This window comes from Streptomyces sp. NPDC006339 (genome assembly GCF_040612775.1).
Classification (GTDB): Bacteria; Actinomycetota; Actinomycetes; order Streptomycetales; family Streptomycetaceae; genus Streptomyces.
Window position 1 is genome coordinate 24,161 of the sequence record NZ_JBEXQW010000012.1, and the last position, 25,643, is coordinate 49,803.

Sequence of the window (25,643 nt, forward strand, 5' to 3'; positions counted from 1 at the left end):
CCCGGCCCAGGTCCCGGCCCCGGACTACTCGCCCATGCCGTGCACGGCCGGGATCGTGCCGAGGCGGCCCGCCTGGAAGTCCTCGAACGCCTGGCGGAGTTCGGCCTGGGTGTTCATGACGAACGGGCCGTAGTGCGCCATCGGCTCGCGGATCGGACGCCCGCCGAGGAGGACGACCTCCAGGTCCGGGGTGTTGCCGTCCTGCTTGTCGTCGGCGCGGACGGTGAGCCGGCCTCCCTTGCCGAAGACGGCGGTCTGGCCCGTGTGGACCGGGCGCCGCTCCTCGCCGACCGTGCCGCGGCCGGCCAGCACGTACGCGAGGCCGTTGAAGTCCTCGCGCCACGGCAGGGCGATCTCGGCGCCGGGCCGCAGGGTGGCGTGGATCATCGTGATGGGGGTGTGGGTGATGCCCGGGCCCTGGTGGCCGTCGAGCTCGCCGGCGATGACGCGCAGCAGCGCGCCGCCGTCGGGCGAGGTCAGGAGCTGGACCTGGCCGCCGCGGATGTCCTGGTAGCGGGGCGCCATCATCTTGTCGGCGGCCGGCAGGTTGACCCACAACTGGAGGCCGTGGAAGAGGCCGCCGCTGACGACGAGGTGCTCCGGCGGGGCCTCGATGTGGAGGAGGCCGGCACCGGCGGTCATCCACTGGGTGTCGCCGTTGGTGATGGTGCCGCCACCGCCGTTGGAGTCCTGGTGGTCGAAGACGCCGTCGATGATGTAGGTGACGGTCTCGAAGCCGCGGTGCGGGTGCCAGGGCGTGCCCTTGGGCTCGCCGGGGGCGTACTCCACCTCGCCCATCTGGTCCATCATGATGAACGGGTCGAGGTACTGGTAGTTGATGCCGGCGAAGGCGCGGCGCACCGGGAAGCCCTCGCCCTCGAAGCCCGAGGGTGCCGTGGTGACGGCGAGCACGGGGCGGGCGGCGGCGTCCGCGGGGGCGGCGACGCGGGGCAGGGTGAGCGGGTTCTCGACAGTCACGGCAGGCATGACGGACCTCCTAGTGCGACCTTGTACGACCACTTTAGTTGAACGATGAACTTCCTGCCACCCGGAACGCGGAACGCCCGGGAGGAATTCCTCCCGGGCGCTCTCTCCGCCACGTCACGAGCCCCGCTCAGCCGTACATGCGGCGCATCGCGTAGTCGACCATCTGCTCCACGGCCTTGGCGTCGAAGACCATCCGGTGGTCGCCCTCCATGTCGAGGACGAAGCCGTAGCCGGTCGGCAGCAGGTCGATCACCTCGGCACCGGTGATCACGAAGTACTTGGACTCCTTGCCCGCGTAGCGCCGCAGCTCCTTGAGCGAGGTGAACATGGGGATCACCGGCTGCTGGGTGTTGTGCAGGGCCAGGAAACCGGGGTTGTCGCCGCGCGGGCAGTAGACCTTCGAGGTCGCGAAGATCTGCTGGAAGTCCTCGGCGGAGAGCGTCCCGGTGGTGAAGGCCCGCACCGCGTCCGCGAGCGAGGGCGGCGAGGGCTCCGGGTACAGCGGCGGCTGCTGCTGTCCGTAGCCGCCGCCCTGCATGCCCTGCATGCCCTGCATGCCCGGCTGCCCCTGCGCCGCGTAAGGCTGCTGCGGAGGCTGACCGTACTGCGCTTGCGCACCCGGGGTCTGCTCGTAGCCGTACATGCGGGCCAGCCTATCGACCGCCGGGGGTCCGCCGGGACCCCTCCCCGCCCGCTACCGCGGCGTGACCTCACGCGTCAGGCGCGAGGTCCAGGGGCAGTAGACGAGCCCGGGCAGGAAGGCGCCGCCCGCCTCGTCGAGGTGGTCCTCGACGTACGGGAGGGTCGCGTCGCAGACCTCGATGGCGACATCGAAGAAGTCCACCGTCTCCGGGCGGAAGTGGAAGCTCCAGCGCGGGTTGTACGCGGCCTGGGACTTGGCGATCCGGCCGACGAGGTGCGGCCGCTCCGTCGTCTCGCCGTTCACGAGCGCCCGGGCGTGGGCGATCTTCTCCGGGTCGTCGAGCCGCACCACCGCCCGCTCCCGCGTGATGTCCGTGAACTCGAAGTAGGCCGGGTCGGCCGCCTCGGCCGTCACCGGAGCGGAGGTGGCCGCCCCGGTCACCGCCATCAGCAGACCCGCGGCAAGGGCACCGAGCTTCGCGAACGAACGTCGCATCACAACACCTTCCGTGAACAAGAACGACACGTCGATCACGGAATGTAGCCCTCCGGTTACGCGACACACGGAGGGTGACGGCGAGGTGTCCCCGGAACGACCGAGCGCCGTCGATTCGGGTTGACGCACGTGATTGACGCACGCAGATGACGCACGCGATTGACGTCACAGATGTCCCGATAGGGGTTGCCCTTATTACCGGTGGGTAGCATCATCGTAGAGAGCGTGGGCTACTCACGGGTAGCCACCGGTTAGACATCCGCCTCCCCGAGCCTTTACGGAGCCGTCGCCATGGGGCACTACAAGTCGAATCTCCGCGACATCGAGTTCAACCTCTTCGAGGTGCTCGGCCGCGACAAGGTGTACGGCACCGGTCCGTTCGAGGAGATGGACGTCGAGACCGCCAAGAGCATCCTGGACGAGATCCGCCGCCTCGCCGAGAACGAGCTCGCGGAGTCCTTCGCCGACGCCGACCGCAACCCGCCGGTCTTCGACCCGGAGACCAACACGGCCCCGGTCCCGGCGTCCTTCAAGAACTCCTACAACGCCTTCATGGAGTCCGAGTACTGGCGCCTGGGCATCCCCGAGGAGATCGGCGGCACCGTCTCCCCGCGCTCGCTCATCTGGGCCTACGCGGAGCTGCTGCTCGGCTCGAACCCGGCCATCTGGATGTACTCCTCCGGCCCGGCCTTCGCCGGCATCCTCTACACCGAGGGCAACGAGGCGCAGAAGAAGATCGCCAAGATCGCCGTCGAGAAGCGCTGGGGCTCCACCATGGTGCTCACCGAGCCCGACGCGGGCTCGGACGTCGGCGCCGGCCGCACCAAGGCCATCCAGCAGGAGGACGGCTCCTGGCACATCGAGGGCGTCAAGCGCTTCATCACCTCCGGTGAGCACGACATGGAGGAGAACATCCTCCACTACGTCCTCGCCCGCCCCGAAGGCGCCGGCCCCGGCACCAAGGGCCTCTCCCTCTTCCTCGTCCCCAAGTACGAGTTCGACTGGGAGACCGGCGAGCTCGGCGCCCGCAACGGCGTCTACGCCACCAACGTCGAGCACAAGATGGGCCTCAAGGCGTCCAACACGTGCGAGATGACCTTCGGCGACAAGCACCCCGCCAAGGGCTGGCTCATCGGCGACAAGCACGACGGCATCCGCCAGATGTTCCTCATCATCGAGTTCGCCCGCATGATGGTCGGCACGAAGGCGATCTCCACCCTCTCCACGGGCTACCTCAACGCCCTGGAGTACGCCAAGGAGCGCGTCCAGGGCACCGACCTGGCGAACTTCATGGACAAGACCGCCCCCAAGGTCACCATCACGCACCACCCCGACGTCCGCCGCTCGCTCATGACGCAGAAGGCGTACGCCGAGGGCATGCGCTCCCTCGTCCTCTACACCGCCACCATCCAGGACGAGATCGCGATCAAGGAGGCGGCCGGCGAGGACGCCAAGGCGCTCCACGGCCTGAACGACCTGCTCCTGCCGATCGTGAAGGGCTACGGCTCCGAGAAGGGCTACGAGCAGCTCGCCCAGTCGCTGCAGACCTTCGGCGGCTCCGGCTTCCTGCAGGAGTACCCGATCGAGCAGTACATCCGGGACGCCAAGATCGACACCCTCTACGAGGGCACCACGGCCATCCAGGGCCAGGACTTCTTCTTCCGCAAGATCGTCCGCGACCAGGGCGCGTCCCTGAACGCCCTGGCCGAGGAGATCAAGAAGTTCCTCGCCCTCGGCACCGGCGGCGACGAGCTCGCCGGCGCCCGCGACGCGCTCGCCAAGGCGGCCGTCGACCTCGAGGGCATCGTCGGCGCCATGCTGACCGACCTCACCGCCACCGGCGAGGATGTCAAGAACATCTACAAGGTCGGCCTCAACACCACCCGCCTGCTCATGGCCTCCGGCGACGTCGTCGTCGGCTACCTGCTGCTGCGCGGTGCCGCCGTCGCCGCCGAGAAGCTCGCGGCCGGCGCGTCCGGCAAGGACGTCGCCTTCTACCAGGGCAAGATCGCGGCCGCGAAGTTCTTCGCCGCCAACGTCCTGCCCGGCGTCTCCACCGAGCGCGTCCTCGCCGAGAGCGTCGACGGCTCCCTGATGGACCTGGACGAGGCCGCGTTCTAGTACCGCACAGGTACGCGACATCGTCCGCGCGAGGAACGGCTCGCTCCCGGGGAGGGGAGCGGGCCGTTCCGGTTTTTTGTGGCTCGGTTCACCTCCGGGGCGCTTGAGCCGGACTCACAGCCCCGTACGTGCTCGCCCCGCTCGTTCCTCGCGGGGCTGCGCGCGTTCGGGACTGTTCCCCCGGCGCGCCCCTTCGGCTCACTCGCCGAGGCGGTCGGGGGCGCCGCCGGGCCCTCGGGGTCATCGCCCGTCTGCCGAATCATCGGCCCGGCTCGGGGCAGCGCCAGAGGTGCTCGGGGTCATCGCCCCGTCCTCCGTTCGTCCGGAGACGGATACCCCCCGTCCGCATGGCGGTACCTGCGTAAGGTGAACGGCATGAGTAGCGCACCCTCCCGCTTCGACCGCGGCCACACCGATGACCTCATGACCTTCCTCGCGGCCTCGCCCTCGCCGTACCACGTCGTGGCGAACACCGCGGAGCGGCTGGAGAAGGCCGGCTTCCGCAAGGTCGAGGAGACCGATGCCTGGGACGGGACGACCGGCGGCAGGTACGTGGTCCGCGGCGGCGCGATCATCGCCTGGTACGTGCCCGAGGGCGCCGCCCCGCACACCCCGTTCCGGATCGTCGGCGCCCACACCGACTCCCCGAACCTGCGGGTCAAGCCGCAGCCGGACTTCGGTCGCGAGGGCTGGCGGCAGGTCGCCGTCGAGATCTACGGCGGACCGCTGCTCAATAGCTGGCTGGACCGCGACCTGGGCCTGGCCGGCCGGCTCACGCTGCGGGACGGGAGCCACGCGCTGGTGAACGTCGACCGGCCGCTGCTGCGCGTGCCGCAGCTCGCCATCCACCTGGACCGGCAGGTCAACGAGGGCATGAAGCTGGAGCGCCAGCGCCACATGCAGCCGATCTGGGGCATGGGCGAGGTGCGCGAGGGCGACCTGATCGCGTACGTCGCCGAGGAGGCGGGCGTGGACGCGGAGGACGTGGCCGGGTGGGACCTCATGGTCCACGCCGTCGAGGCCCCGGCCTACCTCGGCCGCGACCGCGAGCTCGTCGCCGGCCCGCGCATGGACAACCTCATCTCCGTGCACGCCTGCGCCGCCGCCCTGGCCGCCGTCGCCGCGCACGGCGACGACCTGCCGTACATCCCGGTCCTCGCCGCCTTCGACCACGAGGAGAACGGCTCCGAGGCCGACACCGGCGCCCACGGCCCGCTGCTCGGCACCGTCCTGGAGCGCTCGGTCTACGCCCGCGGCGGCGGTTACGAGGACAAGGCCCGCGCCCTCGCCGGCTCGATCTGCCTGTCCTCCGACGTCGGCCACGCCGTGCACCCCAACTACAGCGAGCGCCACGACCCGACGCACCACCCGCGCCCCAACGGCGGCCCCATCCTCAAGGTCAACGTCAACCAGCGCTACGCCACCGACGGCAGCGGCCGGGCCGTCTTCGCCGCCGCCTGCGAGAAGGCGGGCGTGCCGTGGCAGTCGTTCGTCTCCAACAACGACATGCCGTGCGGGACGACGATCGGCCCGATCACCGCCGCCCGGCACGGCATCTCCACGGTCGACATCGGCGTCGCCTGCCTGTCGATGCACAGCGCCCGCGAACTCTGCGGCTCCGACGACCCCCACCACCTCGCCAACGCGCTGGTGGCCTTCCTGGAGGGCTGAGCCGGCGGAGGGTCAGCCGTCCATGCCCGCCAGGATCAGCGGGAGGCGGGCGGTGCCGGTCGAGGTGACGCGGACCGGGACGCCCCAGTCCTGCTGGTGGACGTGGCAGGCCGGGTACTCGTTGGCCGGGTCGTCGTCGCAGGAGGCGGCCATCGCGGAGACGTGCAGGACGCCCTCGGTGACGGACGGGTTCAGGTCGAGCTCGCGGAACAGGTCCGTGCCCGTGCCCTCGCCCGCGAGCAGGAGCTCCGGCGGGGTGGAGGAGACCAGGAGCCGGGTCGAGGGGCCGTAGCGCTCGTCCAGCTTCTGGCCCTTCGGGGCCTGGAAGACCACGTCGAGGCGGAGCCGGCCCGGCGCGACCTCGGTGGGCTCGCGGCGGGTGCGGTGGGCGACCGACTCGACCTGGACGGCCTCCTCGGGCAGCCGCAGCCGGGTGAGCCGGTGGCGGGCCGACTCGACGACCACGACGTCCTCGCCGACGACGACCGCGTCGCTGGGCTCGCGCAGATCCGTGGCGAGGGTGGTGACCTCGCCGCTCGCCGGGTCGAAGCGGCGCAGCGCGTGGTTGTACGTGTCGGAGACGGCGACCGAGCCGTCCGGCAGGGCGGTCACGCCGAGCGGGTGCTGGAAGAGCGCCTGCTCGGCGGCGCCGTCGCGGTGGCCGAAGTCGAAGAGACCGGTGCCGACGGCGGTGTGGACGTGCCCGTCCGTGTCGATGAAGCGCAGCGCGCTGGTCTCCGAGTCGGCGATCCACAGCCGGTCGGGGGTGGCCGCGAGGCCGGACGGCTGGGCGAACCACGCCTCGGCGGCGGGCCCGTCGACCAGGCCCTCGTTGGTGGTGCCGGCGGCGACCCCGACGGTCCTCGTCTCCGGGTCGTACGTCCAGATCTGGTGGACGCCCGCCATGGCGATCCACACCTTGCCCTGCCACCAGGCCACGTCCCACGGCGAGGACAGGTCGACCTCCAGGGCGGGCCCGGAGGTGGGGGAGCCCTGCCACCACTGGCGGCCGGTGCCGGCGATCCGCTCGATCGCGCCGGTCTCCGGGTCGAGCAGCTTCAGCGCGTGGTTCACGGTGTCGGCGACGACGACCTTCCCGTCGGGCAGCAGCGCGAGGCCCTGCGGCTCGCGGAACTCGCCCTCGCCGCCGATCCGCCGCACCACGCTCTCGCCGTCCGCCGCCAGCTCGACGAGCTGGTGCCGGGTGGTGTCGGAGACCAGGAAGGTGCCGGCCGGCAGCAGGACCGCCTTGCCGGGGAAGCGCAGGTCGGTCGCGACCGGCTCCGGCGGCACATAGGGCCCGTCGCCGCGGCGCAGCGTGCCCTTCGCCTCGTGCTCGGCCTCCAGCTCCTCGACGAGCGTGCGGATCGCGTTGGCGTGGCCCTCACCGGCGTGCTGGGCGACGACATAACCCTCCGGGTCGATCACGACGAGGGTCGGCCAGGCCCGTACGGCGTACTGCTTCCAGGTCGCGAGCTCCGGGTCGTCGAGGACGGGGTGGTGGACCTCGTACCGCTCGACGGCGTCGACGACGGCCTGGTGCTCGGCCTCGTGGACGAACTTGGGCGAGTGCACCCCGATGATCACCAGGGTGTCGCGGTGCTTCTCCTCCAGCTCGCGCAGCTCGTCGAGGACGTGCAGGCAGTTGATGCAGCAGAAGGTCCAGAAGTCGAGCAGAACGATCTTTCCCCTCAGATCGGTGAGGGTCAGATCGTCTCCGCCGGTGTTGAGCCAGCCGCCCTTGCCGATGAGCTCGGGGGCGCGGACACGAGCGCGGCGGGTCGCGGGCGCGGGCGCGGAGTCGTCGTTCATGGCTCAAGGGTGCCGCACGGATCGGCGGACGGGTGAAAGAGGGGTCCGGGCGGGGTGGGTGACGCGTGTCCTGCCCAGGGCATGTGCGAGTGGCATGGCGAGCATGGCATGCGGACCGATCATCGGACTTTTCGGCCATCCCGGCCGCCCGGCCCGCCGACCGTACGACAGTGACCGTGCCGTACGGCCGCCGCCCGAACGCCAGGAGGTGCCCGTCATGCGGCTGCGGCACACCCCGCTGTTACTGCTGCTGCTCCTGCCCTCGCTCCTGCCCGGGGCGGCACCGACCGCGCGGGCCGGCGGTGCGGGGGACGGCGCCCTGGAGATGGCGGTCACCGTGAACACCGTCCCCGGGACGGGGGTTCCGGTGCGGGCCGGGGCGGTGGTCGTGAAGCGCTACCGCCTGGCCAACCGGGGCGAGGCCGACCTCCACCGGGTGCGGGTCACCGACCCGGGCGTGCCGGGCGGCCGGGTCCGCTGCCCGGCGCCGCCGCTCGGTGCCCTCCGGTCGGTCCAGTGCACGGCTCGTTTCCGGGCCCTGCCCGGCCACCACACCGGGACGGCCCGCGCGACCGGCGAGATTCCCTCCCTCGCCCGGCACCTCACCGCGACCGCCCGTTCCGGGTACGAGGGCGTCGCCGGCGCCCTCGCCCTGACGGAGGCGGTACGGGTGACCGGCCCCGGGCAGGCGGTGGTGCGGTACACCGTCGCCAACCCGGGCAACCGGCCGGTCCACGGCGTCCGGCTCACCGATCCGCCCCTCGGCTCCGTGCCGGGCGGCATCGTCTGCGGGACGCGGCGGTCCCCCACCCTCCCGCTGCTCGCCCCGGGCGCCTCCGCCGACTGCACGGCGACCGTACGGCGACCGCCCGGGACCTATCGCAGTGCGGGGCTGGCCTCCGGCAGCGACCGGGTCACGACGGTCGGCGAGCGCGGCGAGCGCCTCCCCGCCCCGCTCCTCACCGCCCGCGCCTCGGCCGCCTTCCGGCTGGACGCCGTGCCGCGGGCCCTGCCGACGAGACCGGGGGGCGCGGCGGGGGCACCGGGTACGGCTGGTGTGGCAGGTGCGCCGGGTGTGGCGGGGGTGGCGGGGGCTCCAGGGGTGGGGGGTGCTGGTGCCGCTGCCAGGACTGCGGGGGCGGCGGGTGCGGCTGGGGCGGCTGGGGCCGCGGCGGCGGGGGCGGCGGGTGTTCCGGGGGCCGCAGCGGCGGGGGCCGCCGCCGGAGCCGCCGGCGTCGCCCCCGGACCGGCCGCCCCGCCCGCTTCGCCGGCCGCAGCGGCCGCAGCGGAAGCGGCGGAAGCGGCAGCGGTGGCGGAAGCCGTGGCCGCGGCTGCTGCCGCACTGGTGGAGGCCGCCCTCGAAGCCGCGGCGGCCGTCACGGATCCGGGCGCGGCCCCGCCGCCGGGCGCCCGGCCACCCGGAGCCGTACCGCCACCCGGTGCCGTGCAGCCGCCTCCCGCCGTACGGCCGCCTCCCGCCGTACGGCCGCCCGCCGCCGTACAGCCGCCCCGTGCCGTACAGCCGCCTCCCGCCGTCGGCGAGGTGCCGGGCCGGACGCCTGCCGAGGTAGCGCCCCAGGTACCCGCCGAGGTGCCGGCCGCACGGCGGCCCGAGGCGGTGGCCGGGGAGGAGGGGCTCCTGCCCCGCCTGCACCGCCGCTACCGCGAACTCCCCGAACTCGGCATCGTCCTGACGCTGCTGCTGATCCTCATCCCCGCCGCGGTCGCCGCGGCCCTGCTCGGCTCCCGCCGCCACTGAGAAAGCCTGCTGAGAGATCACATGGTCCTGCTGGAAACCCTCGTCGTGGTCTTCGCCGTCGCCGTGGTCGCCGCGCTCGCCGTCATCGTCAAGACCAAGCTCTTCCCGCGGCGGGAGGGCGATCTGCCGCGCGAGGACGTCGCCGAGTACATCTCGATGATGGTGTCGGTCTTCTACGCGCTCGTACTCGGCCTCTGCCTCGTCTCCGTCTGGGACAACCGTGCCACCGCCGACGACCGGGTCCAGACCGAGGCCAGCGCCCTGCACCAGACCTACCTCCTGGCCGAGGCGCTGCCCGCCGGTCAGCGGCAGCCGGTGCGGGACGCGGCCCGCGCGTACGCCGCCCACGTCGTCGGCGTCGAATGGCCCCGGATGGCCGAGCGCGAACCCCTCGGGCCGGAGGGCTGGGTGCTGCTCGACCGGCTGCGCACCGCCGGTGAGCTCACCGGGCGCGGCACCATGGCCCAGCAGATCGCCGCCCAGGAGATGCTGGCCCAGATCGGCTACGTCGACGACGCGCGCCGGGGCCGGGAGGCGGCGGCGCAGGAGCGCCTCTCCGCGGTCCTGTGGACGGGCCTGATCATCGGCGGCGTCCTGACCGTGGGCTTCATGTTCCTCTTCGGCCTCGAACGCAACACCACCCACGTGATCCTCGTGATGGGCCTGTCCGGCTTCATCGCCTTCACCGTCCTGCTCATCCACCAGTTGGACGCGCCCTTCGGCCCCACGCTCGGGGTGACCGCCGACCCCTTCACCCGCTACTTCCCGCGGTGACGGGGAAGGCATTCCGGTATGAAATACCTGGTACGGGACAAGATCTTCGCGATCGGCGACGACTACTGGATCGAGGACGAGCACGGCCGGCGGGCCTTCCTCGTCGACGGCAAGGCGCTGCGGCTGCGCGACACGCTGGAGCTGAAGGCCCCCGACGGGCGGGTCCTGATCACGCTGCGGCAGAAGATGTTCAGCCTGCGCGACACGATGACGATCGAGCGGGACGAGCAGCCGCTGGCCACGGTCCGGCGCAAGCGCCTCTCGCTGCTGCGCAACCACTTCCGGGTCACGCTCGTCGAGGGCACCGAACTGGACGTCAGCGGGCGGATCCTGGACCGGGAGTTCGCCGTCGAGTACGAGGGCGAACTCCTCGCCCACATCTCGCGCCGGTGGCTCCACGTCCGCGACACCTACGCCGTCGACGTGGTCCGCGACGACACCGACCCGGCCCTGCTCATCGCCGTCGCGGTGTGCGTGATCCGGATGGCCGAGCGGGAGCGGGAGGACTAGGCCGCGTCTTTCGGAACGTGCCGGGTCCGGCTCGGGGGGGTACAGGCCGTCTCGGGAGCGCGGGGTTCAGGCCGTCTCGGGGGGCGCGGCCCGCACGCCGAACCACTGCTCGGCGCCGTACTCCTCGAAGCGCTCCACCTCGATGAACCCCAGCTTCGCCGCGAGGCGCATCGCGCGCGTGTTGGCGGTTCGGGTGCAGAGCACCACCGGCTCGCCGGGGTGCGCGCCGGCGAACCAGGCGAGGGCCGCCTCGCACGCCTCGGCGGCGTACCCCTGTCCCCACGCCTCCGGCAGGAAGAGGTAGCCGAGCTCGGCCTCCCCGCCCTCGGGGCGGACGTGTCCCGGCCGCCCCGCGTCGCGGCGGTCGAGCGTGGTCATGCCGATCATCACTCCGTCGCGCTCGACCACGAAGAGGCCGGGGCGGCGCCCTGGCACCTCCGGCATCGCGCGGTCGAGCTCGTCCCGCGGCCGGGCACCCCCGGTGTAGGCGCCCACCTCCGGCGACGCGAACAGCTCGACGAACGCCGCCCGGTCCCGGGCCTCCGACGCGCGCAGCACGAGCCGCTCGGTCGTCAGGGGGGCGGGCGGCCAGGCGGCGGGCCCGGACGCGGGTGCGGTTGCGGTCATGGCGGGCAACCTATCGGCCGTACGAGTGATCCGAAAGGAGTGGGCGCGGCGCCCGGAGGGGAATCGGCCAGAACGTGAAGAACCGGCCATCCGACGGGCCGGGCACCCCACCGGACCTCCCGGCGGCGCCGGGACCGACGCCCCGGCCCCCCGCCGCCTAGAGCGTCTTGCCCAGCGCCTGCTCCAGGTCCTCCCACAGGTCCTCGACGTGCTCGATGCCGACGGAGAGGCGGACCGTGCCCGGGGTGATGCCGGCCGCTTCGAGGGCCTGTTCGTCGAGCTGGCGGTGGGAGGTGGAGGCGGGGTGCATGACCAGGGTCTTCACGTCGCCCAGGGACACGCTGAGCGAGGCGACCCGGACCGCCTCGACGAAGATCCGGCCGGCGTCCCGGCCGCCCGACAGGTCGAGGGAGACGACCCCGCCGCCGCCCCTCGGCAGCAGCCGGGCCGCCACCTCGTGGTCCGGGTGTCCCGCGAGCGCGGGGTGGCGGACGGCGGTCACCGCCGGGTGGGCGGCGAGGCGGCCGGCGAGCTCGGCGGCGGTCGCGCTCTGGCGCTCGATGCGCAGCGGCAGCGTCTGGAGGCCCCGCAGGGTCAGCCAGGCGGCGAAGGGGTCGGTGACGGCGCCCTGTTCGACCGCGTAGTGGCGGATGCGGCGGTGCAGCTCCGCGTCCTTGAAGACCGCGACGCCGCCGAGGACGTCGGCGTGGCCCGCGAGGTACTTCGTCGCCGAGTGCACGACGACATCGGCGCCGTACTCGATCGGCCGGCACAGCAGCGGCGAGGCGAAGGTGTTGTCGACGACGGACGGCACCCCGACCTCGCGGGCGGCGGCGATCAGCGCGGGCAGGTCGGAGACCCGGGTGGTGGGGTTGGCGATGGTCTCCAGGTAGAGCAGCCGCGTCTCGGGGCGCAGGGCGGCGCGCACCTCGTCCGCGTCGGTGCCGGAGACGTAACTGACCTCGACGCCCCAGCGCGCGGCGAGGTCGGTGAGGACCGCGTAGGTGCCGCCGTAGAGGCAGCGCTGGGCGATGACGTGCCCGCCGGTGGAGAGCAGGCCGAGCAGCACGCCGTTGATGGCGCCCATGCCGGAGGCGTACGAGAGGGCGTCGGCGCCGCCCTCCAGGCGGGCGACGGCCGCCTCCAGGGAGCGGACGGTGGGGTTGCCCATGCGGCTGTAGAGGAAGGCGTCGGGCGAGGAGAACGCCTCGGCGAGGGCGTCGGCGCTGTCGAAGGCGAAGACGTGACCCTGGTGGATCGGCACGCCGAGCGGCCGGCTGCCGCGGATCTCCGGCTGCGGGGCGTGCACGGCGAGGGTCTCGGGACGGGTCTCGGGGCTGGCCTGGGAGCGGATCTCGGGACGGGTCTCGGGGCGGGCCTGGGAGCGGGCCTCGGTGCGGGCGGTGTCCGGGCGGGCGGTGGACGAACGGGGCTGCGTGTCGGCGCTCATGACGCCCAGTCTGTGGACGGAGGGCTTGTGCCCCCAGGACCAATCCCGGCGGATTGGTCTGCCGATGGATCCAATGACACCCACGGTGGGCGAGCTGGTCGCCTGGCTCGGCCGCTGGTCGGCCGGGCGCGGGCCGCTGTATCTGCTCCTCGCCGCCCGCATACGCCAGTTGATCGACGAGGGACTGCTCCCGCCCGGCGCTCCGCTGCCGCCCGACCGCCGGCTCGCGACGGCGCTCTCGGTGGGCCGGACGACCGTGGTCGCCGCGTACGAGACGCTCCGCCAGGAGGGCCGGCTGGTCCGCCGCCAGGGCAGCGGCACCCGCGTGGCGCCGGCCGCGCTCACGCCGCCCGGCCCCCGGGTGACGGAGACCTCCAACCCGATGTTCCTGCATCTGCTCGACCCCACCGCCGACGACGTCATCCTGCTGAGCTGTGCCGCGCCGCCGTCCCCGCCGCGCGCCCTGGCCGAGGCGTACGCCGGTCTCGTCCTGCCGGCCTCCGACCTCGGCTACCACCCGGCGGGACTGCCCGCGCTGCGGGAGGCCGTCGCCCGGCGGTACGAGGAGCGGGGCGTGCCGACCTCGGCGGCGCAGATCCTGGTCACCACCGGCGCCCAGCAGGCGATCGGCCTGCTCACCCGGCTCCTCCTGGCGCCCGGCGACGGGGTGCTCGTGGAGGCGCCGACCTACCCGGGGGCGCTGGAGCTGTTCCGCGAGGCGGCCGCGGTGCCGCACCCGGTGGCGGTGGGCCCGGACGGCCTGGACGTGGCGGAGGCGGCCCGCCTGATGGAACATCACCGGCCCGCCCTGGCCTATGTGATCCCGCACCTGCACAACCCGACCGGCTCGGTCCTGCCGCCGCTGCCCGGCCGGCGCCTGGTGGCAGCGGCGGAGTCGTACGGGGTCCCGCTGGTCGAGGACGAGGTGCTGAGCGAGCTGGGCTTCGAGGACCGCCCGGGGCCGCCGCCGCTCTCCTCGTACGGTACGGAGGTCATCGGCGTCGGCTCGCTCAGCAAGGCGGTCTGGGGCGGCCTGCGGATCGGCTGGGTGCGCGGCCCGGCGCCGCTGGTGGCGCGCCTCGCCCGGCTGAAGGCCCTGCACGACCTCGGCAGTGACGTTCCGGCGCAGTTGGTGGCGGCCCGGCTGCTCGGTTCCTTCGCCCCGCTGGTCCGGGCGCGCGTGGCGGAGCTGCGCGCGGGTCACGATCTGCTGCGCGCCGAGCTGCGCCGCCGCCTGCCCTCGTGGAGCTGCCCGCCGGCCGCGGGCGGCCAGACCCTGTGGGTCGAGCTGCCGTACGGCGACGGGGTGTCCTTCGCCCAGATCGCGCTGCGCCACGGGGTGGCCGTGCTGCCCGGCTCCACCATGGACGCGCTGGGCGGCAGCGCGCGGATGCTGCGGCTGCATTTCCTGCTGCCGGCCGAGGAGTTGTCGGAGGCCGTGCGCAGACTCGCGGAGGCGTGGGCCGCGTACGCGCCCGAGCCGGAGGCCCCGGCCGCAACGCGGACCGTCTCGCGGCCGGGGTCGCGGCCCGGGCCCCGGCCCGCCGCCCTCAACGCCCTCACCGTCTGAAGGAGCCGCGTCCGTCCACAGCACCGCCGGGACGTGGGCGGCGGCCCGCTACAGCACCCGGTCCTTCAGGGCCGGGAACTGCTCGCGGGTGGCCGTGACCTTCGCCGGGTCGAGGGTGACCCGGCGAATCTCCTCGTCGGGGCCGGCCTCCGCGAGGACCTCGCCCCAGGGGTCGACGACGAGCGAGTGGCCGGCCTGCTCCACCCCCGCGTGGGTGCCGGCGGTGCCGCAGGCCAGGACGTACGCCTGGTTCTCGACGGCCCGGGCCCGGGCGAGCAGCGTCCAGTGGCCGAGGCGCCGGGCGGGCCAGCCGGCCGGGATCACGAAGGCGTGCGCGCCGGCGTCGACCAGGCCCCGGAAGAGCTCGGGGAAGCGCAGGTCGTAGCAGGTGGCGACGCCGGCGGTGAGGTCCGGAAGGTCGACGGTGACCAGCGCGTCGCCGGCCGCCATCATCACCGCCTCGCCCTTGTCGAAGCCGAAGCGGTGGATCTTCCGGTAGCGCGCGGCGAGTTCGCCGTCGGGGGAGAAGACCAGCGAGGTGTTGTAGAGGGCGCCGGCGGCCGCCTCGACGATCGAGCCCGCGTGCAGCCAGACCCCGGCGTCCCGCGCGGCGGCGGCCATCGCCTCGTGGGTGGGTCCCTTGAGCGGCTCGGCCTCGGCGACGAAGTCCTCGTAGGCGAAGGCGCCCGTCGTCCACAGCTCCGGCAGGACGACCAGGTCGGCCGCGCCGCGCTCCTCGCGGACCAGGCGGGCCACCCGCGCGCGCCGCTTTTCGACCGTCTCGTCCGAATTCACCGCGATCTGGATCAGTGAGGCGCGCACACTACCACCGTCCTGGCATTCGAGCCGTCGACTCCGGCCTACGATCGTCACACGAAAGCACTGCCGGGGTGCCTTCGGGCAGCGTAACTTAGCGACCGAGCCTCCCACGAGTCATGTTTTCAGCCCGCCAGCTAGCCAGCCCGCGCACCGCAGAACCGCCGAGGGGTCCCGTGACCGTCCATCCCAGCCTCCAGAACTACGCCGACGCCTGGACCCACTCCGTGGAAGCGATAGCCGAGCTGGTGCAGCCGCTCGTCGAGGGCGAGTGGAACCGCGCCACACCGTGCCCCGGCTGGTCGGTCCGCGACATCGTCTCGCACGTCATCGGCATGGAGACGGAGATGCTGGGCGACCCGCGCCCGATCCACAGCCTGCCCCGCGACCTCTTCCATGTGCGCACCGACTTCGCCCGCTACATGGAGATGCAGGTCGACGTGCGGCGGCACCACACCGCGCCGGAGATGACGGCCGAGCTGGAGTACGTCCTGATCCGCCGGGCGCGTCAGCTCCGCAACGAGAACCGCTCGCCCGACACCCTGATCCGGGCCCCGCTCGGCGCCGAGCAGACCCTCGAACTGGCCTACCGGATGCGGGCCTTCGACTGCTGGGTGCACGAGCAGGACCTGCGCACCGCGCTCGGCGTCCCCGGCAACCTGGACTCCCCCGGCGCGTACATCACCCGTGACGTGCTCCTGGAGGCGCTGCCGCACGTGGTGGCCAAGGAGGCGGGGGCACCGGCGAGTTCGGCCGTCGTCTTCGACGTGAGCGGCCCGGTGGAGTTCCTGCGGACGGTACGGGTCGACGCCGAGGGCAACGGGTCGGTCGACGGCGCGCCCTCGCTCGGGCCCGCGGTGACGCTGGCGACGGACTGGGAGACGTACGTCCGGCTGGCCTGCGGCCGGGTCCGGCCGGCCGAGGTGGCCGACCGGGTGAAGACCGAGGGCGACGAGGATCTGGCGCGGGCGATCCTGGACCACTTCGCGGTGACCCCGAACTAGGCGGGTGTACGGGCTCCGGGTCGGAATCGCGGCCCGGCGTCGGCGCGGCGACGGCCCGGCGACGGCCAGGCGGGTCAGGCGGGTCAGCGGGCGGCGACCAGCAGGGTGAAGGCGGCGATGATGACGCCGACGCGGACGTGGTGGTAGCGGCGCCAGCGGTGCAGTTGCCGCTTCCAGTCGGCGGGCCGGTCCTCGGGCGTCCAGGTCTTGTTCCGGTTGTTGATCGGGACGAGCAGCAGCACCGACATGACCACGCTGACGACCAGCAGGCCGGCGGCGGTCAGGACGAGCCCCGCGCCGGGGTGGTGCCACCCCGCGACGGCCCAGATGACGCTGAGGACGAGCGAGCCTCCGTACCAGTACGGCATGAGGGCGCCGAGCATCCGGCCGCCGTGGGCGTGGCCGAGCTGGGCGCTGTCCTCGGGCAGCGCGTCCAGGATCCGGTTCATGACGAAGGCGACGGAGAACTCCACCCCCACCATCAGGCCGACGAGGACGGTGGTGACGACTTCGAGCGTGCCGAGCGGGCCAAGTGTGCCGAGCATGACGATCCCTCCGTTTTCTAGCATTGCTAGGTGATGAGGCAACGCTAGACCTGTCCCCGCTCGAATGTCTAGCAGTGCTAGCATCTCTTCATGTCGGTCAAGGAACGCAAGGAACGCGAACGGGCGGAGCGCGAGCGCCTCATCGTGACGACGGCCCGCGAACTCGCCGAACAGCAGGGCTGGGACGCCGTCACCACCCGCCGGCTCGCCGAGCGCATCGAATACAGCCAGCCCGTCCTCTACAGCCACTTCCGCGGCAAGCGGGAGATCATCGGCGCCGTCGCCCTGGAGGGCGCCGCCGAACTGGCGGCGGCGGTGCGGGCCGCGACCTCCGCCGAGAGCGAGCCGCGCGCCCGGGTCGCCGCCCTGGCCCGCGCCTACCTCGACTTCGCCGCGCGCCACCCGGCGGTCTACGACGCCCTGTTCCAGCTCGACGGCGGCCTGACGTACGCGCGGGAGGACACCCCCGAGCCGCTGAAGGACGGCTTCGCCGCGCTGAACGAGACCCTGGGCGAGGTCGCCGGGGACGGCGTCGAACCGGGGCTGTTCACCGAGGCGTTCTGGGCGTCCCTGCACGGCCTGGCGACCCTGACCCGCGCGGGCCGCCTGCTGCCCGAGTACGCCGAGCGGAGGGTGGAGCTGCTGGTGGACCGGCTCGCCGTGACCTGACACCCCGTGGCGGCCCTGACCTGAGACCCCGTGGCGGCCGCCTGCCCCCGGACCGGGACCGGCCGGCCCCGGCCGGGCCCCGGGTCACGCCGGGACGTGCACGGCCTCCACGCGGCTGGCGACCAGCCGTTCCCGCTCCCGGCGGGCGGTCCGCGCCTTGAGGCGGAGGATCTGCACGACGCCGAGGGCCTCCAGGACGAAGACGGAGGAGAACGCGATCCGGTAGTCGTCGCCGGTCGCGTCGAGCAGCACGCCCACGGCGAAGAGCGTCGTCATGGAGGCCACGAAGCCGCCCATGTTGACGATGCCGGAGGCCGTGCCCTGCCGCTCCGGCGGGTTCGCGGGGCGGGCGAAGTCGAAACCGATCATGGAGGCCGGGCCGCAGGCGCCGAGGACCGCGCAGAGGGTGATCAGCAGCCACATCGGCGCCCGGTCGGCGGGGTACGCGAGCGTGCTCGCCCAGAGCAGGGCCGTGACGGCGATGGTGCCGAGGGCCAGCGGGGCGCGGGCGGCGTGGTGCCGGGCGATGATCTGCCCGTAGACGAGCCCCACCACCATGTTCGAGAGCACGACCAGGGTCAGCAGCTCCCCGGCGGTCCCCCGGTCGAGCCCCTGGTCCTCCACCAGGAACGGCATCCCCCACAGCAGCAGGAACACCATCGCGGGGAACTGGGTGGTGAAGTGCACCCACATGCCGAGCCGGGTGCCGGGCTCCCGCCAGGACTCGGCGATCTGCCGGCGGACGAACGCGGCGCCGGCGTGGGTGGCGGGCGCGGGCTCGTGGCCCTCGGGGTGGTCCTTGAGGAAGAGCAGCAGGAGCACGAGGACGAGGACGCCCGCGGCGGAGCTGCCCGCGAAGGCGGCGGTCCAGCCGACGCCGTGCAGGAGCCGGGAGAGGACGATCGTGGAGACGAGGTTGCCGGCCATGCCGACCAGTCCGGCGAGCTGCGCGACGAGCGGCCCGCGGCGGGCGGGGAACCAGCGGCTGCCGAGCCGCAGCACGCTGATGAAGGTCATCGCGTCGCCGCAGCCGAGCAGGGCGCGGGAGGCCAGCGCCATGCCGTACGAGGGGGAGAGGGCGAAGCCGAGCTGGCCGAGGGTGAACAGCAGGACGCCGAGGGTCAGCACCTTCTTGGTGCCGAGCCGGTCGACCATGAGGCCGACGGGTATCTGCATGCCGGCGTAGACGAGCAGTTGGAGTATGGAGAACGTGGACAGGGCGGAGGCGTTGACGTCGAAGCGGTCGGCGGCGTCGAGTCCGGCGACGCCGAGCGAGGTGCGGAAGATGACGGCGACGAAGTAGACCGCGACGCCGACGCCCCAGACGAGGGCGGCCCGCCGCCCGCCGGGCGGGTCCCCCGGCAGGCTGACCGCCGCGCCGTACGCGTCCCGGCTCATCGCTCCTCACCCCGGACCAGCACCTTGACCCAGCTCAGGTGCTGCCGCACGCAGTGCGCGGCCCCCTCGGCGTCCCCCGCCCTGATCCGCTCCAGGATCTCGGCGTGCTCGGCGATGTTCTTGGCGATCCGGTCGGGCTGCGACTGCATCACGGCCACGCCCATCCGCAGTTGCCGGTCGCGCATCTGGTCGTACAGCCGGGCCAGGATCTGGTTGCCGGCGTGCTGGACGATCTCGGCGTGGAAGCAGCGGTCGGTCACGGCGACCGCGGCGAGGTCCCCGGCCTCGGCCCGCCGCTTCTGCTCCTCCAGGAGCTCTTCGAGCCGGGCGGTCAGCGCGGGCGGCGCGGGCACGGCCCGCCGTACCGCGAACTCCTCGACGAGCAGCCGGGTCTCGACGACGTCCGCGATCTCCTGCGCGGACACGGCGAGGACGAGCGCGCCCTTCTTGGGGTACAGCTTGAGCAGCCCCTCCATCTCCAGCTTGAGCAGGGCCTCGCGCACGGGCGTCCGGGACACCCCGACGGCCTCCGCCAGCTCTCCCTCGGTGAGGAGGGTCCCGCCCTCGTAACGGCGGTCGAGCACGGCCTGCTTGACGTGCATGTAGACGCGGTCGGCCGCGGGCGGCTGTCTGGTGCGGGTGGGTGCGACGGCGGGCATGCGCACAGCTTAGATACAACAGGGGTGCAACAGACAGGCGCGTCCGCGATGCGGACGGGCCCGCCGGAGGGTCAGCCGCTCCCGGGCGGGCGGGGCGGCATCAGATCGCTGTCGCTCACGGTGTACGTCAGCGGCGGGTAGACGAAGTCCGTCTCGTCGTTCTCGCGGCGCCGCAGCCGGAAGAACTCCCGCCGCTGCTCCTCGTCGGCCGCCGTGAGGCGCGCTCCCCCGGGGAGGTACACCTGTCCGTCGCGGTGGCGGACGAGGGTCTTCGACAGCCGGAAGGTCACGCCCAGCCAGGGGTTGTCCGGTGCCTGGGCGGGCGCGTCCCAGACGATCCGGTGCCGCAGGCGCCGGTTCGTCCCGACGGAGAACGCCACGACGCCGTGGTGGGCGAGGGGGATCTCGTACGTCTCCGCGCCGGGGTCCTTCGTCTCGAAGACCAGCTTCCGCGACGGGGCCGCCGAGGGATCCCGGTAGCAGGAGAAGACGGCGATGAAGGAGTCCTCGGCCAGATCGAGGGCCTGGTCGGAATGGGCGCCCATCCTGCGGTAGGCGTTCGTGTAGGTCTCGACCAGGGCGTTGTCGAAGTCGCCGGGAAGGCCCGCGTGTTCCCGGATCCGTCGCGCCAGCCGTTCGTGCACCGGAAGGAAGGGCTGCGCCGGGCTGCCGTACCGCGTGGTGGTCCGTACGAGGGGCACGGCACCCGTCTCGTCGATCCTGGTGAGCACGGCGCCGCGCCGGCCCTTTCCCAGGTCCTCGAGCCGGACCGACGCGGAGAGCTCCGCGAAGAGGTCCTCCCCGGCCGGCAGGGCGCAGGAGACGATCTCGTCCGCGATCCTAGATCCGAGGGGCAACGTAGTCTCCCGCGTTCATGCTGAAGAGGAACCTCTCGCCGTAGTCGATGAAGGACGAGGTCCTGTTCTCCTCGGCGTACAGCTTGCGCAGCTCGTCCATGCCGGCCGGCGTGGGCGGCTCCAGCCTGACCAGGCCGCCGGCCGTCCTGAGGTAGGTGTGGCCGTTCCTGTGCACGGCTTCGGTGCTCGAACAGCGCACCACGTATCCCAGGCGGGTCGGGAGCAGTTCGGCGTCCAGCGCGGCGGGCCGGATCTCGTGGGTGTACAGGCGGTTGGTGGACAGCGGCATGAAGAACACCGAGCCGGGGTGGAGGGTCAGGCCGAATTCCGGGGGGAGTGCGGCGCCGTCCCGTCCCGTGGCCGGCTCCTTGAGCCGGAACCGGAGCCGGGTGAGCGCGCTGACGCCCTTCACGCCGTGGTCGAAGGGGTCCCCGGCGAGGGGCCGCAGATGGTCGAGCCCGTCGTAGAAGGTGCAGAAGGCCATGATGCCGTTGACGGGCATGTCCTTGGTCTTGTCGGCGTGGGAGGAGATCCTGGCCTTGGACTGTCTGCGCTCCGGTGTGGCACGGGTGTTGTGGTAGATCTGCGCGAGCACGTGATTGAGCGGTGCCTGGCCCCGGAAGACGACGGCGGCCTCGCGGTTCAGCTCCTCGACGATGCCGGTGTCGGTCGGCCGGAAGCCCTCGGTCGGCCCGGAGAAGTTCGTGGAGCACCGGAGCAGGCGGAAGCGCAGCGCGTCGCCGTCGCGGGTGACGGGGGTCAGATAGATGCCGCTGCGGTGGGCGGTGCCGGGCTTGGTGGACTCCGTCAGGGACTGGAACGCGTGCTCCGCGCGGATGCGTCGGAAGTGGTCGTCGCCGGGTTCGAAGAAGCGGCGGTAGTACACCCCGACGCCGTGGACGCGGAGCGGAACGCGCCCGAGACCGACGGAGGTCCAGGGGGCGCCGGCGTCGGCGTCCTCGCGGTGGCCGTGGGACAGCTCCCGGACGACGCACACCCGGTCGGCCGTGCGCAGAGGCCCCCCGGCGAGCGCGGTCGCCGCGGATATGTCGCCGCACAGGTAGACGGTCTTCCCCGCGAGGTCGGGCGCGGCGGAGGCGAGGTCCTCAGGGGTGAGGACGGTCCCGAGGAAGTCCGTGATCCGGTCGTCGTCGTGCAGCGCCGGAGGCGCGACCAGAAGAGTGCTCGCCCCGTCGATGCGGGCTTCCGCCGGCTCGGTCGTGTGCATCGCGTGGTCCCCGTCCTTCGCGCGTCGTCGGTCGGCCGCAGCCTACGGGCGAGAGCCGCGTCGGCCCCAGCCCACGGCGAGAGCCGCGAAACGCCCGGCCGGGGACATCGCGTCCCCGGCCGGGCGTTTCACGTGAAACAACGTCGGGCCTCAGCCCCAGGTGATGAGCCGCTTCGGCTGTTCCAGGATCGCGGCCACGTCGGCCAGGAACTTGGAGCCGAGCTCGCCGTCGACCAGGCGGTGGTCGAAGGAGAGCGCCAGGGTGGTGACCTGGCGGGGCTTCACCTTGCCCTTGTGGACCCAGGGCTGGAGCTTGATCGCACCGACCGCGAGGATCGCGGACTCGCCCGGGTTGAGGATCGGCGTCCCGGTGTCGACGCCGAAGACGCCCACGTTGGTGATGGTGAAGGTGCCGCCCTGCATCGCCGCCGGGGTGGTCTTCCCCTCCCGGGCCGTGGCGACCAGCTCGCTCAGAGACCGCGACAGCTCGGGCAGGGTCTGGGCGTGCGCGTCCTTGATGTTCGGCACGATCAGACCGCGCGGCGTGGCCGCGGCGATGCCCAGGTTGACGTAGTGCTTGAGCACGATCTCCTGGGCGGCCTCGTCCCAGGCCGCGTTGATGTCCGGGTTGCGCTTGATCGCGACCAGGACCGCCTTGGCGATGAGGAGCAGCGGGTTGACCCGCAGGCCGGCCATGTCCTTGTCGGACTTGAGCTCCTCGACCAGCTTCATCGTGCGCGTGATGTCGAAGGTCACGAACTCGGTGACGTGCGGCGCGGTGAAGGCCGAGCCGACCATCGCCGCCGCCGTGGCCTTCCGTACGCCCTTGATGGGGATACGGGTCTCCCGGGCGCCCGCCGACGGCGCGGTCGCCGGAGCGGCCGCGGCGGAGGCCGGAGCCGGGGTCGCGGCGGGAGCCGGGGCCTCGGCGGCCGGGGCCGGTGCCGGGACGGTGGGCGCCGGGGCGGCCGCCTTGTGGACGTCCTCCCGGGTGATGATCCCGTCCGGGCCGGTCGGGGTCACCGTCGCCAGGTCCACACCGAGGTCCTTGGCGAGCTTGCGCACCGGCGGCTTGGCCAGCGGGCGGGCGGCGGTGGCGACACCGCCGTGCCCGTTGAGCTGATCCGGTACGGAGACGGCGGCCGTGGCCGTCCGGCGGGCGCGGCGCTTGGTGGAGCTCGCGGCCACGCCGTAGCCGACGAGGACCGGCTGCCGGCCCTCGGCCGCGGGCTCCTCGGCCGGGGCCTCCACGGCGGCCGGGGCCGGGGCCGAAGCCGGGGTCTCGACGGGGGCCTGGGCCGGGGCCTCGGCCGGGGCCTGCGCCGCGGCGGCCGGGGCGGCGGCGCCGCCCACGTTCACCGAGATGATGACCTGGCCGACGTCGACCGTCGTGCCCTCGGGGAAGAGCAGCTCGTGGACCGTGCCGTCGAACGGGATCGGCAGCTCGACGGCCGCCTTCGCCGTCTCGACCTCGCACACGACCTGTCCGTCGGTGACGGTGTCACCCGGCTGGACGTACCACTTGAGGATCTCGGCCTCGGTGAGGCCCTCGCCCACGTCGGGCATCTTGAATTCGCGGATCGTCACGGTGCTCTCCTCAGTACGCCAGCGAGCGGTCGACGGCGTCGAGCACGCGGTCCAGGCCCGGCAGGTACTCCTCCTCCAGGCGCGCCGGCGGATACGGCGCGTGGTAGCCACCGACCCGCAGGACGGGGGCCTCCAGGTGGTAGAAGCAGCGCTCGGTGATCCGGGCGGCGATCTCCGCGCCCGAGCCGAAGAAGACCGGGGCCTCGTGCACCACGACCAGCCGGCGGGTCTTCTCCACCGAGGTCTGGATGGTGTCGAAGTCGATCGGCGAGATCGACCGCAGGTCCAGGACCTCGACCGACCTGCCCTCGTCGGCGGCGGCCGCGGCGGCCTCCAGACAGGTCTTCACCATCGGGCCGTACGCGGCGAGCGTGAGGTCGGTGCCCTCGCGGGCCACCCGGGCCTTGTGCAGCTCGCCGGGGATGGCCTCGGTGTCGACCTCGCCCTTGTCCCAGTAGCGGCGCTTGGGCTCGAAGAAGATGACCGGGTCGTCGCTCTGGATGGCCTGCTGGAGCATCCAGTAGGCGTCGGAGGAGTTCGCCGGGGTGACCACCTTGAGGCCAGCGACGTGCGCGAACAGCGCCTCGGGCGACTCGGAGTGGTGCTCGACGGCGCCGATGCCGCCGCCGTACGGGATACGGATGACGACCGGCATCTTCACCGTGCCGAGCGAACGGGCCCGCATCTTCGCCAACTGGGTGACGATCTGGTCGTACGCCGGGAAGACGAAGCCGTCGAACTGGATCTCCACGACCGGCCGGTAGCCGCGCAGCGCGAGGCCGATGGCGGTGCCGACGATGCCGGACTCGGCGAGCGGGGTGTCGACGACCCGGTCCTCGCCGAAGTCCTTCTGCAGACCGTCGGTGATCCGGAAGACGCCGCCGAGCTTGCCGACGTCGAGCCCCATGATGACGACCTTGGGGTCGGTCTCCAGGGCCTTGCGCAGCGACTCGTTGAGCGCCTTCGCGAGGGGAAGCTTCTGAACAGCCATGATTACTCGGCCTCTCCGTCCGCGAAGGATGCCTGGTAGGCGGCGAACTGCGCGCGCTCCTCGTCGACGAGCGCGTGCCCGTCCGCGTACACGTTGTCGAAGATCGCCATGTGCTCCGGTACGGGCATGGCGCGGACGACCTCGCGGACGTGCTTGCCGAGCGCCTCGCTCTCGGCCTCCAGCTCCTCGAAGAAGGCCGTGTCGGCGAGACCCTCGCGCTCCAGGTACGCCTTGACGCGCAGGATCGGGTCCTTCGCCTCCCACGCCTCGCGCTCCGCGTCGCGGCGGTAGCGGGTCGGGTCGTCGGAGGTGGTGTGGGCGCCCATCCGGTAGGTGAACGCCTCGATGAGCGTCGGGCCCTCGCCGCGGCGGGCGCGCTCCAGGGCGGAGCGGGTCACCGCGAGGCAGGCGAGGACGTCGTTGCCGTCCACGCGGACGCCGGGGAAGCCGAAGCCGCGGGCGCGCTGGTAGAGCGGGACGCGGGTCTGCTTCTCGATGGGCTCGGAGATGGCCCACTGGTTGTTCTGGCAGAAGAACACGACGGGGGCGTTGTAGACCGCCGAGAAGACGAACGACTCGTTGACGTCGCCCTGGCTGGAGGCGCCGTCACCGAAGTACGCGAGCACGGCCGAGTCCGCGCCGTCCTTGGCGATGCCCATGGCGTAGCCGGTGGCGTGCAGGGTCTGCGAGCCGAGGACGATCGTGTAGAGGTGGAAGTTGTTGCTGTTGGGGTCCCAGCCGCCGTTGTTCACGCCGCGGAACATGCCGAGCAGGTTGGTGGGGTCGACCCCACGGCACCAGGCGACGCCGTGCTCGCGGTAGGTGGGGAAGACGTAGTCGTCGTCCCGCAGGGCCCGGCCGGAGCCGATCTGGGCGGCCTCCTGGCCCAGCAGCGAGGCCCACAGGCCCAGCTCGCCCTGGCGCTGCAGGGAGGTGGCCTCGGAGTCGAAGCGGCGGGTGAGGACCATGTCGCGGAACAGGCCGCGCAGCTCCTCGGCGCTCAGGTCGATGTCGTACTCGGGGTGCTGGACGCGCTCACCCTCGGGCGTCAGCAACTGAACGAGCTCGGGCTCGGCCGGCGACGCCGCCTGGCCCTTCTTCGCGCTCGCGGCGCTGGTGGTGCGCTTGGCGCCGCTGCTGCGACGCGTCGTCTTGCGCGCGGCAGTGCTCTCCACGGTCACGTGCGTGCTCCTCCGTCGGTCCGGCCTCCGGGTTCGCCGGTGAGGCCTGGGGTCCCCCCTACCAGTGGTAAGGGGAGGCTCCGCCTTCTCCGTACCCTTCGCACGGGGTGGGTGCGACGCGGCCGGGGTCGGGCGTGACAGGTGCCCCGGCGAGCGCCGTCATAGGCACGTTACCCACAGTGCGGCATTCCTGCGAAACCCCATTTGACCTGCGATTTTGCTTGGATTTCCAAGTAAATCGAGAAAAGGGGCACGCACCGCTGGTCAGCGCATGGGACAACGGCCCGAC

Annotated in this window: 23 protein-coding genes; 8 read left to right on the forward strand and 15 right to left on the reverse strand. The window is 72.7% G+C overall.

What is annotated here, in order from left to right:
* Positions 1–24: 24 nt before the first annotated feature.
* From ABZ135_RS11960 to ABZ135_RS11970, 3 genes are all read right to left on the reverse strand, one after another.
* Positions 25–987, reverse strand: coding sequence for a pirin family protein (locus ABZ135_RS11960; RefSeq protein ID WP_356694482.1), 963 nt, complete (start codon positions 985–987; stop codon positions 25–27).
* Between the two features lie 127 nt (positions 988–1,114).
* Entirely contained in the window at positions 1,115–1,630 is a 516-nt protein-coding gene (locus tag ABZ135_RS11965; RefSeq protein WP_356694484.1) for an SseB family protein, read from the reverse strand.
* 51 nt (positions 1,631–1,681) lie between these two features.
* Positions 1,682–2,125 (reverse strand): calmodulin-binding protein, encoded by a 444-nt coding sequence (locus ABZ135_RS11970; RefSeq protein ID WP_356694486.1) that lies wholly within the window; start codon positions 2,123–2,125, stop codon positions 1,682–1,684.
* Positions 2,126–2,416: 291 nt separating this feature from the next.
* Between ABZ135_RS11970 and ABZ135_RS11975 the strand changes: the two genes are divergently transcribed.
* Positions 2,417–4,246, forward strand: coding sequence for an acyl-CoA dehydrogenase (locus ABZ135_RS11975; protein ID WP_356694488.1), 1,830 nt, complete (start codon positions 2,417–2,419; stop codon positions 4,244–4,246).
* Between the two features lie 375 nt (positions 4,247–4,621).
* Positions 4,622–5,917, forward strand: coding sequence for a M18 family aminopeptidase (locus ABZ135_RS11980; RefSeq protein ID WP_356694490.1), 1,296 nt, complete (start codon positions 4,622–4,624; stop codon positions 5,915–5,917).
* A 12-nt stretch (positions 5,918–5,929) separates the two neighbouring features.
* Here ABZ135_RS11980 and ABZ135_RS11985 read toward each other — a convergent pair whose 3' ends face one another.
* On the reverse strand, positions 5,930–7,729 hold the full coding sequence (locus tag ABZ135_RS11985; protein ID WP_356694492.1) for a thioredoxin-like domain-containing protein: 1,800 nt from the start codon (positions 7,727–7,729) through the stop codon (positions 5,930–5,932).
* 217 nt (positions 7,730–7,946) lie between these two features.
* Between ABZ135_RS11985 and ABZ135_RS11990 the strand changes: the two genes are divergently transcribed.
* Genes ABZ135_RS11990 through ABZ135_RS12000 form a run of 3 tightly spaced genes read left to right on the forward strand, consistent with a single transcriptional unit; the run spans position 7,947 to position 10,772 of the window.
* On the forward strand, positions 7,947–9,488 hold the full coding sequence (locus ABZ135_RS11990) for a hypothetical protein (protein ID WP_356694494.1): 1,542 nt from the start codon (positions 7,947–7,949) through the stop codon (positions 9,486–9,488).
* Positions 9,489–9,509: 21 nt separating this feature from the next.
* On the forward strand, positions 9,510–10,262 hold the full coding sequence (locus tag ABZ135_RS11995; protein ID WP_356694496.1) for a hypothetical protein: 753 nt from the start codon (positions 9,510–9,512) through the stop codon (positions 10,260–10,262).
* Between the two features lie 18 nt (positions 10,263–10,280).
* Positions 10,281–10,772, forward strand: coding sequence for an LURP-one-related family protein (locus ABZ135_RS12000; protein WP_356694498.1), 492 nt, complete (start codon positions 10,281–10,283; stop codon positions 10,770–10,772).
* A 66-nt stretch (positions 10,773–10,838) separates the two neighbouring features.
* On the opposite strand, the gene ABZ135_RS12005 is transcribed toward ABZ135_RS12000, so the two are convergent.
* Complete coding sequence (locus tag ABZ135_RS12005; protein WP_356694500.1) at positions 10,839–11,399, reverse strand: GNAT family N-acetyltransferase; 561 nt, start codon at positions 11,397–11,399, stop codon at positions 10,839–10,841.
* A 157-nt stretch (positions 11,400–11,556) separates the two neighbouring features.
* A complete protein-coding gene (locus tag ABZ135_RS12010; RefSeq protein WP_356694502.1) occupies positions 11,557–12,849 on the reverse strand; it encodes an aminotransferase class I/II-fold pyridoxal phosphate-dependent enzyme in 1,293 nt (430 codons plus the stop codon).
* Between the two features lie 73 nt (positions 12,850–12,922).
* On the opposite strand from ABZ135_RS12010, the gene ABZ135_RS12015 reads away from it, so the two are divergent.
* On the forward strand, positions 12,923–14,419 hold the full coding sequence (locus ABZ135_RS12015; protein ID WP_356694504.1) for a PLP-dependent aminotransferase family protein: 1,497 nt from the start codon (positions 12,923–12,925) through the stop codon (positions 14,417–14,419).
* A 48-nt stretch (positions 14,420–14,467) separates the two neighbouring features.
* Here the strand turns inward: ABZ135_RS12015 and ABZ135_RS12020 are convergent, their stop codons facing one another.
* Positions 14,468–15,241: a carbon-nitrogen family hydrolase gene (locus ABZ135_RS12020; RefSeq protein WP_356694506.1), complete on the reverse strand. Its 774-nt coding sequence runs from the start codon at positions 15,239–15,241 to the stop codon at positions 14,468–14,470.
* Between the two features lie 170 nt (positions 15,242–15,411).
* On the opposite strand from ABZ135_RS12020, the gene ABZ135_RS12025 reads away from it, so the two are divergent.
* Entirely contained in the window at positions 15,412–16,239 is an 828-nt protein-coding gene (locus ABZ135_RS12025) for a maleylpyruvate isomerase family mycothiol-dependent enzyme (RefSeq protein ID WP_356694508.1), read from the forward strand.
* Between the two features lie 83 nt (positions 16,240–16,322).
* Here the strand turns inward: ABZ135_RS12025 and ABZ135_RS12030 are convergent, their stop codons facing one another.
* The gene (locus tag ABZ135_RS12030; RefSeq protein ID WP_356694510.1) at positions 16,323–16,784 is read right to left on the reverse strand and encodes a DUF1772 domain-containing protein; all 462 of its coding nucleotides are present in this window, start codon (positions 16,782–16,784) and stop codon (positions 16,323–16,325) included.
* A gap of 90 nt (positions 16,785–16,874) precedes the next feature.
* Here ABZ135_RS12030 and ABZ135_RS12035 point away from each other — a divergent pair, with 90 nt between their 5' ends.
* Entirely contained in the window at positions 16,875–17,453 is a 579-nt protein-coding gene (locus ABZ135_RS12035) for a TetR/AcrR family transcriptional regulator (RefSeq protein ID WP_356694512.1), read from the forward strand.
* 84 nt (positions 17,454–17,537) lie between these two features.
* Here the strand turns inward: ABZ135_RS12035 and ABZ135_RS12040 are convergent, their stop codons facing one another.
* The 7 genes from ABZ135_RS12040 to pdhA form a co-directional block, all read right to left on the reverse strand.
* On the reverse strand, positions 17,538–18,851 hold the full coding sequence (locus ABZ135_RS12040) for an MFS transporter (protein ID WP_356694514.1): 1,314 nt from the start codon (positions 18,849–18,851) through the stop codon (positions 17,538–17,540).
* Positions 18,848–19,510 (reverse strand): GntR family transcriptional regulator, encoded by a 663-nt coding sequence (locus tag ABZ135_RS12045; RefSeq protein ID WP_356694516.1) that lies wholly within the window; start codon positions 19,508–19,510, stop codon positions 18,848–18,850. Before ABZ135_RS12045 ends, ABZ135_RS12040 begins: the two co-directional genes overlap by 4 nt.
* 71 nt (positions 19,511–19,581) lie before the next feature.
* Entirely contained in the window at positions 19,582–20,367 is a 786-nt protein-coding gene (locus ABZ135_RS12050; RefSeq protein ID WP_356694518.1) for a hypothetical protein, read from the reverse strand.
* Positions 20,351–21,595, reverse strand: coding sequence for a hypothetical protein (locus ABZ135_RS12055; RefSeq protein ID WP_356694520.1), 1,245 nt, complete (start codon positions 21,593–21,595; stop codon positions 20,351–20,353). The genes ABZ135_RS12050 and ABZ135_RS12055 overlap by 17 nt, the downstream gene beginning before the upstream one ends.
* Positions 21,596–21,745: 150 nt before the next feature.
* Positions 21,746–23,161 (reverse strand): dihydrolipoamide acetyltransferase family protein, encoded by a 1,416-nt coding sequence (locus ABZ135_RS12060; RefSeq protein WP_356694770.1) that lies wholly within the window; start codon positions 23,159–23,161, stop codon positions 21,746–21,748.
* 31 nt (positions 23,162–23,192) lie between these two features.
* A complete protein-coding gene (locus tag ABZ135_RS12065; protein WP_356694522.1) occupies positions 23,193–24,173 on the reverse strand; it encodes an alpha-ketoacid dehydrogenase subunit beta in 981 nt (326 codons plus the stop codon).
* 2 nt (positions 24,174–24,175) lie between these two features.
* A complete protein-coding gene (gene pdhA / locus ABZ135_RS12070; RefSeq protein WP_356694524.1) occupies positions 24,176–25,354 on the reverse strand; it encodes a pyruvate dehydrogenase (acetyl-transferring) E1 component subunit alpha in 1,179 nt (392 codons plus the stop codon).
* Between the last annotated feature and the right edge of the window lie 289 nt (positions 25,355–25,643).

Excerpts from the sequence above, each read along its gene's own strand:
- ABZ135_RS11960 (WP_356694482.1), bottom strand. The coding sequence starts at position 987 with ATGCCTGCCGTGACTGTCGAGAACCCGCTCACCCTGCCCCGCGTCGCC.
- ABZ135_RS11965 (WP_356694484.1), bottom strand. The coding sequence starts at position 1,630 with ATGTACGGCTACGAGCAGACCCCGGGTGCGCAAGCGCAGTACGGTCAG.
- ABZ135_RS11970 (WP_356694486.1), bottom strand. The coding sequence starts at position 2,125 with ATGCGACGTTCGTTCGCGAAGCTCGGTGCCCTTGCCGCGGGTCTGCTG.
- ABZ135_RS11975 (WP_356694488.1), top strand. The coding sequence starts at position 2,417 with ATGGGGCACTACAAGTCGAATCTCCGCGACATCGAGTTCAACCTCTTC.
- ABZ135_RS11980 (WP_356694490.1), top strand. The coding sequence starts at position 4,622 with ATGAGTAGCGCACCCTCCCGCTTCGACCGCGGCCACACCGATGACCTC.
- ABZ135_RS11985 (WP_356694492.1), bottom strand. The coding sequence starts at position 7,729 with ATGAACGACGACTCCGCGCCCGCGCCCGCGACCCGCCGCGCTCGTGTC.
- ABZ135_RS11990 (WP_356694494.1), top strand. The coding sequence starts at position 7,947 with ATGCGGCTGCGGCACACCCCGCTGTTACTGCTGCTGCTCCTGCCCTCG.
- ABZ135_RS11995 (WP_356694496.1), top strand. The coding sequence starts at position 9,510 with ATGGTCCTGCTGGAAACCCTCGTCGTGGTCTTCGCCGTCGCCGTGGTC.
- ABZ135_RS12000 (WP_356694498.1), top strand. The coding sequence starts at position 10,281 with ATGAAATACCTGGTACGGGACAAGATCTTCGCGATCGGCGACGACTAC.
- ABZ135_RS12005 (WP_356694500.1), bottom strand. The coding sequence starts at position 11,399 with ATGACCGCAACCGCACCCGCGTCCGGGCCCGCCGCCTGGCCGCCCGCC.
- ABZ135_RS12010 (WP_356694502.1), bottom strand. The coding sequence starts at position 12,849 with ATGAGCGCCGACACGCAGCCCCGTTCGTCCACCGCCCGCCCGGACACC.
- ABZ135_RS12015 (WP_356694504.1), top strand. The coding sequence starts at position 12,923 with ATGACACCCACGGTGGGCGAGCTGGTCGCCTGGCTCGGCCGCTGGTCG.
- ABZ135_RS12030 (WP_356694510.1), bottom strand. The coding sequence starts at position 16,784 with ATGCTCGGCACACTTGGCCCGCTCGGCACGCTCGAAGTCGTCACCACC.
- ABZ135_RS12035 (WP_356694512.1), top strand. The coding sequence starts at position 16,875 with ATGTCGGTCAAGGAACGCAAGGAACGCGAACGGGCGGAGCGCGAGCGC.
- ABZ135_RS12040 (WP_356694514.1), bottom strand. The coding sequence starts at position 18,851 with ATGAGCCGGGACGCGTACGGCGCGGCGGTCAGCCTGCCGGGGGACCCG.
- ABZ135_RS12045 (WP_356694516.1), bottom strand. The coding sequence starts at position 19,510 with ATGCCCGCCGTCGCACCCACCCGCACCAGACAGCCGCCCGCGGCCGAC.
- ABZ135_RS12055 (WP_356694520.1), bottom strand. The coding sequence starts at position 21,595 with ATGCACACGACCGAGCCGGCGGAAGCCCGCATCGACGGGGCGAGCACT.
- ABZ135_RS12060 (WP_356694770.1), bottom strand. The coding sequence starts at position 23,161 with ATGCCCGACGTGGGCGAGGGCCTCACCGAGGCCGAGATCCTCAAGTGG.
- ABZ135_RS12065 (WP_356694522.1), bottom strand. The coding sequence starts at position 24,173 with ATGGCTGTTCAGAAGCTTCCCCTCGCGAAGGCGCTCAACGAGTCGCTG.